The organism is Clostridium aquiflavi (assembly GCF_031344075.1).
GTDB lineage: Bacteria > Bacillota > Clostridia > Clostridiales > Clostridiaceae > Clostridium > Clostridium aquiflavi.
The window spans coordinates 101952-111676 of record NZ_JAVJAN010000005.1 but is presented as its reverse complement, the minus strand read 5'-3'; the positions used below and the strand labels follow the sequence as shown (position 1 = coordinate 111676).

Annotated in this window: 8 protein-coding genes, 1 tRNA gene and 1 pseudogene; 2 read left to right on the top strand and 8 right to left on the bottom strand. The window is 29.0% G+C overall.

Annotation, left to right across the window (positions count from 1 at the left end; translation table 11 throughout):
- The 4 genes from RGC78_RS02930 to RGC78_RS02915 all read right to left on the bottom strand — a co-directional run bounded on the left by RGC78_RS02930 (position 1) and on the right by RGC78_RS02915 (position 4056).
- Positions 1-74, bottom strand: a tRNA-Arg gene (locus RGC78_RS02930).
- Between the two features lie 274 nt (positions 75-348).
- A complete protein-coding gene (gloA2, locus tag RGC78_RS02925; protein WP_309556014.1) occupies positions 349-729 on the bottom strand; it encodes an SMU1112c/YaeR family gloxylase I-like metalloprotein in 381 nt (126 codons plus the stop codon).
- Between the two features lie 156 nt (positions 730-885).
- On the bottom strand, positions 886-2091 hold the full coding sequence (locus RGC78_RS02920; RefSeq protein ID WP_309556013.1) for an FprA family A-type flavoprotein: 1206 nt from the start codon (positions 2089-2091) through the stop codon (positions 886-888).
- Between the two features lie 57 nt (positions 2092-2148).
- Positions 2149-4056: an acyl-CoA dehydrogenase family protein gene (locus tag RGC78_RS02915; RefSeq protein WP_252229033.1), complete on the bottom strand. Its 1908-nt coding sequence runs from the start codon at positions 4054-4056 to the stop codon at positions 2149-2151.
- Between the two features lie 1041 nt (positions 4057-5097).
- Between RGC78_RS02915 and RGC78_RS02910 the strand changes: the two genes are divergently transcribed.
- Both RGC78_RS02910 and RGC78_RS02905 read left to right on the top strand, forming a co-directional pair.
- Entirely contained in the window at positions 5098-5376 is a 279-nt protein-coding gene (locus tag RGC78_RS02910) for a CD3324 family protein (protein WP_003368855.1), read from the top strand.
- A gap of 277 nt (positions 5377-5653) precedes the next feature.
- Positions 5654-6316: a FusB/FusC family EF-G-binding protein gene (locus RGC78_RS02905; protein ID WP_309556009.1), complete on the top strand. Its 663-nt coding sequence runs from the start codon at positions 5654-5656 to the stop codon at positions 6314-6316.
- Between the two features lie 211 nt (positions 6317-6527).
- Here the strand turns inward: RGC78_RS02905 and RGC78_RS02900 are convergent, their stop codons facing one another.
- From RGC78_RS02900 to RGC78_RS02885, 4 genes and pseudogenes are all read right to left on the bottom strand, one after another.
- Positions 6528-6776: a CPF_0552 family protein gene (locus RGC78_RS02900; protein ID WP_252223934.1), complete on the bottom strand. Its 249-nt coding sequence runs from the start codon at positions 6774-6776 to the stop codon at positions 6528-6530.
- 179 nt (positions 6777-6955) lie between these two features.
- The gene (locus RGC78_RS02895) at positions 6956-7126 is read right to left on the bottom strand and encodes a hypothetical protein (protein WP_309556008.1); all 171 of its coding nucleotides are present in this window, start codon (positions 7124-7126) and stop codon (positions 6956-6958) included.
- 153 nt (positions 7127-7279) lie between these two features.
- Positions 7280-7738: a hypothetical protein gene (locus RGC78_RS02890; RefSeq protein WP_309556007.1), complete on the bottom strand. Its 459-nt coding sequence runs from the start codon at positions 7736-7738 to the stop codon at positions 7280-7282.
- A 17-nt stretch (positions 7739-7755) separates the two neighbouring features.
- Positions 7756-9503: pseudogene (locus tag RGC78_RS02885) on the bottom strand (AAA family ATPase).
- Positions 9504-9725 lie beyond the last annotated feature (222 nt).

The window sequence follows — 9725 nt, the reverse complement described above, 5'->3', positions numbered from 1 at the left end:
TGCGTTTTAAGGGATTCGAACCCCTGGCCCACGCCTTAGAAGGGCGTTGCTCTATCCAGCTGAGCTAAAAACGCATAATTTAAAATATTCATCTTATAATCAAGTTTTAAACTTTAATACTTAAGTTATTCAGGAATTAAATCCCTTGCAACTTGACTGCTTGTTTATTATAGGATACATAATATAAATTGTCAACACTATTTTTACAATTTAGCTATAAATCTTCTAAGATAGTATAAATTTAGATATTTATTTCATATTTAATCATAAGTAATTCAGTAAAAAAATCAATAAATTTTAATTATATTTTAATATAATGCTATGTTTTAATATATTTTATAATAAATTTTACTCATGTAATTCTAATGGTAATCCATCTGGATCAGAGAAGAATGTCATTTTCTTATTAGTAAATTCATCTATTCTTATAGGCTCTGTTTCTATTCCTTTTTCATTTAATTCACTTATTATATCCTCTATGCATTCCACTTTAAATGCTAAATGTCTTAAGCCACAGGCCTCTGGCCCTGATACTCTTTTAGGACTATTATGCATTCCAAATATCTCAAGTTCACAATCTCCAAGCTTTAAATCTAACTTATAATCACCTCTATCAGGTCTATAATTTTCCCTGATTATATTAAAGCTCAACTTATTTACATAAAAATCTTTAGATTTTTCATAATCCGATACTATTATTGCTATATGGTGAATTGTATTTAAGTTCATGTTTTTGTCATCTCCTTTTACTATCCATTGTATATATATTATACTATTATAACAACTACATTTTGAACAAAGATTAGATATAAACAATGTAAATAGTAAAGAAGCTATCTAAAATATTATAGATAGCTTCTTTACTATTTTAACAATTTATTTTTTTTAAAACCACTTCATTGACTCGATAATGCTGTTAGAAAGATCATCCATGGAATTCGTATCATCTTCTTTCATAGCTGAGTTCAATGACATCTCATTATCTAAAATAGTCATTTCTTTCATCTCATCCAAAAGTTTATGCATCAACTTACCAGATTGAGGAGCCCATGATCCATTTTCTATGAGAGCAAAGGTACGTTTTTGAAGATTCAATGCTTTCATATCCATTATATAACTCAACATAGGAGGATAAATGTTTAAATTGTATGTTACACAGGCAAGAACTACATGACTATATTTGAATGTCTCAGAAATTAAATGTGAAACGTGAGTTTTGGAAACGTCATACATAACTACATTTGTCATTCCCTTTTCCACTAGTCTTGTTGCTAAATCATTAGCAGCAGCCTCTGTATTACCATACATTGTTCCATAAACAATCATGACACCTTTTTCTTCTGGCTCATAACGACTCCACTTATCATACTTGTCTAGTAAGTACGCAAAATCATTACGCCATACTGGTCCATGCAACGGACAAATAATTTTTATGTCAAGGCCGCCAGCTTTTTTTAGCAGTGCCTGAACATGAGCACCATACTTTCCTACAATGTTTGTATAGTATCTTCTAGCTTCATCAATCCAATCACGGTCAAAGTTAACCTCATCATTAAACAGCTTACCATCCAGAGCTCCAAAAGATCCAAAAGCATCAGCAGAAAATAATGCCCCATTAGTTGTATCATATGTTACCATAGCTTCTGGCCAATGCACCATTGGAGCAGCTACAAACATAACGTCATGTTTTCCAAATGACATTTTATTTCCTTCTTTGACTTCTATTACTTTACCATCAATATCAAAACCAAACTGACGCATAAACATAGAAGCTTTTTCTGTGCATACAATCTTTACATCTGGATAACGAAGCATAATTTCTTCAATGCACGCTGCATGATCTGGTTCCACGTGATTGATTACCATATAATCTAAAGGCCTATCGCCTAAAACCGCTTTAATATTCTCAAGGAACTGACGACAAATTGACCAATCCACCGTATCAAAGAGTACAGTCTTCTCATCTAAAAGTAGATAAGAATTATAGGAAACACCCCGTGAAATTGGATGAATATTTTCAAAAAGAGCAAGGCGACGATCATTGCCACCGACCCAATAAAGATCTTCTGTTATTTTTCTAACACAATACATTAATTTAATCCTCCTTTACACTAAATACATTTTTTTCTGTTTACTTAATTGTGTATATTATACTTCTATAAACATATTTTTTTCTTCACCACAAGCAGGGCAAGTCCAATCTTCAGGTACATTTTCAAAAAGTGTTCCTGGAACTACTTCACCTTCAGAATCACCAACGCTAGGATCATATTCGTACCCGCATCCGTTGCAGACATAATGTTTCCAAGTTGGAACAGCCTTCTTTGGAATTGATCTCTTCATCTTTTTCATTGGAGGCGCCTCCTTTTTAGGTTCTCCATTATCTAAAGCTGCAGTAAGTAATGGCAAGATTTCTTTTAAATCTCCAACAATCCCGTAATCTGCATTCTTGAAAATTTTTGCATTAGGATTAATATTTATAGCAACAATTGTCGTAGCATCTTTTATGCCTTTTAAATGTTGACCTGCGCCTGAAATACCGCAAGCAATATAAAGATTTCCCCTGAATTTTTGACCAGACATACCAACATAACGATTTAGTGGTAAATACTTAAGTGTTTCAGCTACTGGACGTGAAGAGCCTATAGCTGCACCTACTTGTGTTGATAAATCTTCTATAAGTTTCATATTTTCTTTTTCCCCTATGCCTAAGCCTGCGCTGACTACTCTTTCAGCCTTACTAATAGGAGTATCTATAGGAATTCCAACTGTAAAATCATAACCTTCTGCTTTAAGAGCTTCCACAAGGTCCTTAACTCTCTCTTCTGGAGTTCCTTTCTTGAAAATCATTTTTTTACGATAACCTGTCTCGGGTTCATGTTGATAAACTTTACCTGGACGCTCTGCCTTTGGCATTTTACCTATTATTTGAGAAGAAATAACAAGACGTTGAATTTCATTGGTTCCTTCATATATTGTACAAATCTTAGCATCTCTGTACGCACGTTCAACTTCCATACCTTTAAGATAACCACTTCCTCCAAATATTTGAAGCGCATCATTAACAATTTCAAGACAAACGTCAGAAGCGTATTGTTTAGCCATTGCTGCTTCCATAATATAGCTCTCATGATTTCCTTTCAATTCTGCTGCACTGTAAACAAGCAATCTGGCTGCTCTAAGCTTTGTAGCCATGTCCGCCAATTTAAAAGCAATAACCTGTTGCTGACAGATAGGTTTTCCAAATTGTACTCTTTCTTTTGAATACTCCAATGCATGCTCATAAGCGCCTTGTGCAATACCAAGTGCCTGAGCTGCAATACCGATACGACCACCATCCAATGTAGACATAGCAATCTTAAAGCCTTCGCCCTCTTTACCAAGTAAATTTTCTTTAGGAACTTTTACATCGTTGAAAATCAGTTCTGCAGTAGCAGAAGAGCGAATACCCATCTTGTCGTAATGTTTACCAAAACTAAATCCTTCCCAGCCCTTTTCTACAATGAATGCACTGATACCGCGAATACCTATATTAGGTGTAGTAATTGCAAAAACCACATAAATATCTGCCTTACCTGCATTAGTTATGAATATCTTTTCTCCATTTAAAATATAATAATCGCCTTCTAAGACAGCAGTAGTCTCTGTACCTCCAGCATCACTACCAGCATTTTCCTCTGTGAGACCAAAAGCACCAATTTTTTCCCCTTTAGCTAAAGGAACTAAATATTTCTTTTTTTGTTCTTCTGTCCCATAGGCAGCAATTGGATATGAACCCAAAGATGTATGAGCAGAAAGAATTACACCTGTACCACCATCCACTCTTGATAATTCCTCAACAGCAATTGCATAACTGATTACATCCAGACCTGCTCCTCCATACTTTTTCGAATATGGTATCCCCATCATTCCCATATCAGCTAACTTATGAATGGCTTCTTCTGGGAATTTATTTTCCTGATCTAACATAAATGCAATAGGTTTAACTTCTTCTTCAGCAAACTCTCTTATTTTTGTCCTCAAATTTTCATGTTGTACCATAGTCTTAAAAAACATATATTTCCCTCCTTTTAATCAATACATTATCATAAATCCTCTTCCATAAAATCTGTAAAACCACAATCTTGAGCTTCTATAAGCAAAATTTCTTAAACTCAGATAACTCATCTACTTCTTTTTTGTTTTTACAAGCCATTAAATAATATATTGTATATTATTACATATTGTGAAATATATTTATTTAATGTATATATTTACTTTATAAATCTATTATATTACTTAAAATCATTTATTACAACCCTATTTTTATCTTTTAATAATAATTATTATTTATATCTTTTTGAGTAAATCCAAAGTATTCATCATATATATATATCCACTCTTAATTTCTTTATATTAATGAATGTACTCTATAGACTGGATACTAAAAAAGCACTGCACTAAATATAAATTTAGTGCAGTGCTTGCATTGGGTAAACTTACATAAAAGAGCTGATCCTTTTGTTATTTTTCCGTTCTAGGAAGACCTCTTGTAGGTTTATGCAGTTTTTCTCCTGTTTCCATATTGCTATCTGATGATTTATTATCATTCCTATTTTTATTAAATTTATTTTTTGCCATTTTTCTCACCTCAATTTCAGTTTTTCCTTCTTATAAAATTTATATTCAACAATCTATCTTAGATTAAATTTAATGTACAATTTAAATAGAGAACAATTATAAAGTCATATATTTTACTTTAACACCATCAATATCAAGTAACTCATTTTCAAGTATTTTTATTTTATCTAAATCAGAATCAATATGTAAAATTATCAATCCTTGCTCAGAACAATAATGATTGATATATTCAATTTTATTACTTAACTATGATATAATAAATCTAACGTATTGGAGGTGTATTTTATGAATGTTTATGATACATTCAGCTATAAATCAGCTTGCTCCTTGCAAGGACTACAACAAAGTAAGCTATGCTTTGTATGGAGCCTAAGCTGTTAATTTAGCTGAAATGCTCATATATCTTAGGTTCTGTAACACATAGCTTTTTTAGTATTCTTTGCTTTAATACTATGATAAATATTAAGGAGTAAAGAAATGAAATATGCAAAAGCACACGATGTGTTACCAGAGGAAATCGTTAAAATAATACAAGAATATGTAGACGGAAAATATCTTTATGTACCTAGAAAAAATGAAAATCATAAAGCCTGGGGAGAAAAGAGTGGTATAAAGAGTAGTCTTAAGCTTAGAAATAATGAAATTTATAAAAAATACCTTAATGGGACTACTATTAATGAACTAACTCAAGAATATTATCTGTCTGAAAAAAGTATAAGAAGAATAATAGGTGAAGAAAAGCGTATTTGCTCATAATTATTACAGAATCATTTATTAGATTGAGTTCCTATTTTAAATAGTGTTATGATTTCATTGTGGCGATCCACTGAAAGTTATCATTTCTAATTTAAAATATGATTCTTAAGTAAAATTATTGTGAGTATGTAATGTATTTTAAATTTCGATGATTATTGTTACTTTCAGTTAAAGTAATAATAATCATCTTTTTTATTTAAGCCAAAATAAACTTTAAAGTAATGCCTTATTTACTTAAATGAATAATAAAAATAACAGAAGAGAGGTGCTAAATTTTATGAAAGCCTTTATAAAAAGATATGAATATAATTATATAAAAAAATGTTTATTCGATTTAAATAATACTTTCAGAAATTGTGTAGATCCTAATATCGTTGAAACAAACAAAGCATATATACAGGGAAAGATATTACGTCTTTTTACAGATTTATCTGAGGAAGAAGAAAAGCTACTTGATATCAGTAAAATAACTGATCCATTATACATTGAACAGTATTCAAATAAGCTGAAAGAATATGTATATGAAATGCCAAATATAACAAATGCACAAATTAGTAAATTGTTTAGAAAAGAAAAGAAATTAAAAGTACCAGACTTAACTGAGCATGATTCAACGAGTGTTTATTTAGGTTGGGTTGATGAATCAATTAGAAAATTATTTATAGCTTATAATATGAATGGTAAACTTATAGGTATGTCATGTAGACTTCAAAATTATGCTTCTAACAACACTCACATATGTGCCCTTTGCAATCATATAGGTCGTGAAAATGAAGTAGCTTTTGTTTCACCTATATGTAAAACAGATAACGCTAGTAAAGGTGCTTATAAATCCATAGGATTTGATATATGTTTAAATAGCGATAAGTGTAATGAAAGAATTACATCTATTGAAAAACTAGAGAAAATCTTAAAGACTGTTAACAATATAAAAGAATGATGACTAGTTCTTACGTACATTCTGTAAAAGTGAAGAATAAAGAAATAAATTATAAACTAGACTTTTAAGCCTAAAGTACCTTAAATGATACTTTAGGCTATTTTCCAAAAATCATTTATTTCAATATTCCAATCAATGAATATAAATTAAAAATGAATATTCATTAAAAGAAAATTTCTATGCAAATTTATAAATCGTTTTATTTTTTCAATTATAAAGTCATATATTTTACTTTAACACCATCAATCTCAAGCAAATCATTTTCAAGTACTTTTATTTCCTCTAAGCTAGAATGAATATGTAAAATTATCAATCCCTGCTCAGAACAAGAATTTTTACTAACTTCATGAAGGCCAACTCTAGTTTTTATAATGCATCCATGTTTAGTTAAAATGGTTTGTACTTCTGGTGCATGAGCACTTCTAGGATCAATAGTTACTGCCATAATTATAGTTTCCATAAATTACATCTCCTTGTTTTCATGTTTTAAATTATTATATCCAAGTAAAATATAATTATACTGCCTCCCCCTCTTTATACTTTAAATAAATATTATCATATTAAATATGCTTATTACAATATTATACAAAACATATAAATCAATCATATTATAAACTAATATTTTAGATAAAATTGCAATTATAAATTCATCAGCTCATCTACAAATACTGGTCTTTTTTTATACATTTTAACTAAATCATCTACTATTTCTTCTTTATAGTTTTTACCTGATATTTTTCTATATCTTTTAATTATTTTGCATACTTCTTGATAATTTTTTCTATTTGATGAATGACTTGCTGATAACATTATAAAATTCTTATAAATTTCTATAACATCATCTTTAAATTTATGTACTCTTGAAAATTTTCTATATTTATATCTATTTCCCCTTTAGTTAAATGTAGTTATGTAAAAAACATCAGTCTTTTTGATACTGATGTTTAACAAACTTTATATAATTCAAAATTTTATATTCGCAAATTTCTTATTAATAAAGTACTCTTCTGTAAGTAAATCATCTCTAACAGAGTTAGTAAATCTAATATGATTTTTATAACTTTCATTTTTGTCTTTTCTTATCCAAAAGATATCTAAAAAACACATTCCCTTTGCTGCTAAAAATACTTCCCATTCATCCCAATATTCTAAATTATAGTACTCTAAATAGCAATCTAAATTCATTCTATTGTATGGTATTATTCTATCAACGATAAATTCTCGTATTACTTCACTTGGAACTTTTCTAATTTTTCTAGTAAATAGTCCATAAAATTCAGCAGGATACAAGCTAAGATCCTCAATCTCTTCATTTTTCTTAAAACTATATTCATCACATACTAAATCATAAGATAGATTTCCTAAATAATGTTCTTCATTCATTAATTCTACAGTTTCTAATTTTGATTTTGGAATAAGCATCTCTTAGCCCCTCAACTCTATTCTTTAACTTTTATCACACAATCTTTTCTATAAAATGAAATACCATACTTAATTATGTTTTCATATCCTTCTTCTTTAAGTTCTTCTTCATAATTTTTTGCATCAATTTGTGCTAATGCTTCATCACATTTCTTAAAAATATCTTTAGGTTTATCACATACTTTAAGTTCTAATATAACGCATGGCTCAAATATTGAAAGTGATTTTATAAAAATATCACTTCTGCCATCTCCAGCTTCTCTGTTAGACTTTACTAAAAAGTCATGCATATTAGCTAAAACGCCAAGAGTAAATCCATGATAGAAATTTTCATAAGCATCATTAAAACTTATAGTTTGTCTAAGCATTGCATTTAATTCTTTTTGAAAGGTTTCAGCATCTTTATTAAATATAGCACTCTATACATTGTAGATAAATCTTTTACTTTAACTTTATCATGAAACCACTTTAATATTTTATTTTTAAAGATATATTTAATTTCTTTATTAGGTATTTTAAGAGTTATATAGTGATTATCTTCTTCATCCATTCTTTCACTTACTTTTTTGAAGTAACCCGTAAAAAACATAAAATTCCACAAATTATCTATAAGCAGAGAGCCCAAAACTTGTTTTTGGTGCGAATCGCTTACTCCTATAATATTAGAAATAGGAGTTTCCTTTCAAATAACTTCATTATAAGTTATATCTTCATGAACCTTTTTTTCTATAGTTTTTCCCTCAATTAATGACTCTATTTCACGTTTTGTTACACTATCAGCTCTTTCAATTAAACTTCTAACGATACTGTTTGAACTTGTATTTGCCCAATAAGATGATGGAAATACATTATTGTTAATTTTTAAATCTTTTACAAATCGTACAGCGCTCCAGGGATTATAAACTTTAGCATCACCAAAAATATAGCCATTATACCATTCTTTTATTAATGCTCCCTTATCGCTTAAATTATAATCTTCAAGCATTTTATTTATATCTTCTTGAGTAAATCCAAAGTATTCATCATATGACTTATTTAAAATTGATATAATTTCTAAATTGTTAAGTCCTGTAAATATACTTTCCCTACTAATTCTTAAACAACCTGTTATTACTGAAAATTCTAAAGAAGAGTTTGTTTTTAAAGCTGATTCAAAAAGTGATCTTAAAAACGCTATCATTTTATCGTAAAAGCCCTCAAAAAACGCATTTTCAAGAGGTACATCATATTCATCAATAAGGATTATTACTTTTTTGTTATGATACTTTTCTAAACATTGACTAAGAAAAAATATTGAGTCAGTGTAATCTCCTTCATCGCCTTTCTCTTTTAATATTTTTAAAAATCTTTCTTTTTCATTTTTTAAATCTTCACTTTTTAATATATATTCATGTCTCTTATATTCTTCTGCTATTCTTCTTGCAATAGAAATATACGCTAATTCAAAATTAGGTTGCTTTGCAGATTTCAAAGAAAGATTAATTACAGGATACTGTCCCATATGAGAAATATACTCTTCTCCTGCCTCCATTATATTTAGATTTTCAAAAAGATAAGAATTATTTTCTTCTCTCTTTTCAAAATAATATTGAAGCATACTCATATTTAAAGTTTTTCCGAATCTTCTTGGTCTTGTAAATAAATTTACCGATGCCTTATTATCTAATAAATCCTTTATTAATAATGTTTTATCTATATAGTAATAACCCCTAGTTATTAACATTTCAAAATTATCTACTCCTATTGGTAGTGGCTTTAAATTCATAACAAACCTCCATACTTTAACACATTCATTACAATAATCAATTATATTACCTCTATTATATCCAAAAACATGTTATTATTAAACCTAAAATCATAGAATGTGCTATGTCACAATATTGAAAAATCAAACACCTTAACTATCTCCTCTTTAAAACTGCACTAAAAATGCTAATAGAACTTAAAATTAATTAAGCTCTATTAGCATTTTTCTTGATTTATAAAT

Excerpts from the sequence above, each read along its gene's own strand:
- RGC78_RS02915 (WP_252229033.1), bottom strand. The coding sequence starts at position 4,056 with ATGTTTTTTAAGACTATGGTACAACATGAAAATTTGAGGACAAAAATA.
- RGC78_RS02895 (WP_309556008.1), bottom strand. The coding sequence starts at position 7,126 with ATGTTATCAGCAAGTCATTCATCAAATAGAAAAAATTATCAAGAAGTA.
- RGC78_RS02910 (WP_003368855.1), top strand. The coding sequence starts at position 5,098 with ATGAAATATGCAAAAGCACACGATGTGTTACCAGAGGAAATCGTTAAA.
- RGC78_RS02920 (WP_309556013.1), bottom strand. The coding sequence starts at position 2,091 with ATGTATTGTGTTAGAAAAATAACAGAAGATCTTTATTGGGTCGGTGGC.
- gloA2 (WP_309556014.1), bottom strand. The coding sequence starts at position 729 with ATGAACTTAAATACAATTCACCATATAGCAATAATAGTATCGGATTAT.
- RGC78_RS02890 (WP_309556007.1), bottom strand. The coding sequence starts at position 7,738 with ATGCTTATTCCAAAATCAAAATTAGAAACTGTAGAATTAATGAATGAA.
- RGC78_RS02900 (WP_252223934.1), bottom strand. The coding sequence starts at position 6,776 with ATGGAAACTATAATTATGGCAGTAACTATTGATCCTAGAAGTGCTCAT.
- RGC78_RS02905 (WP_309556009.1), top strand. The coding sequence starts at position 5,654 with ATGAAAGCCTTTATAAAAAGATATGAATATAATTATATAAAAAAATGT.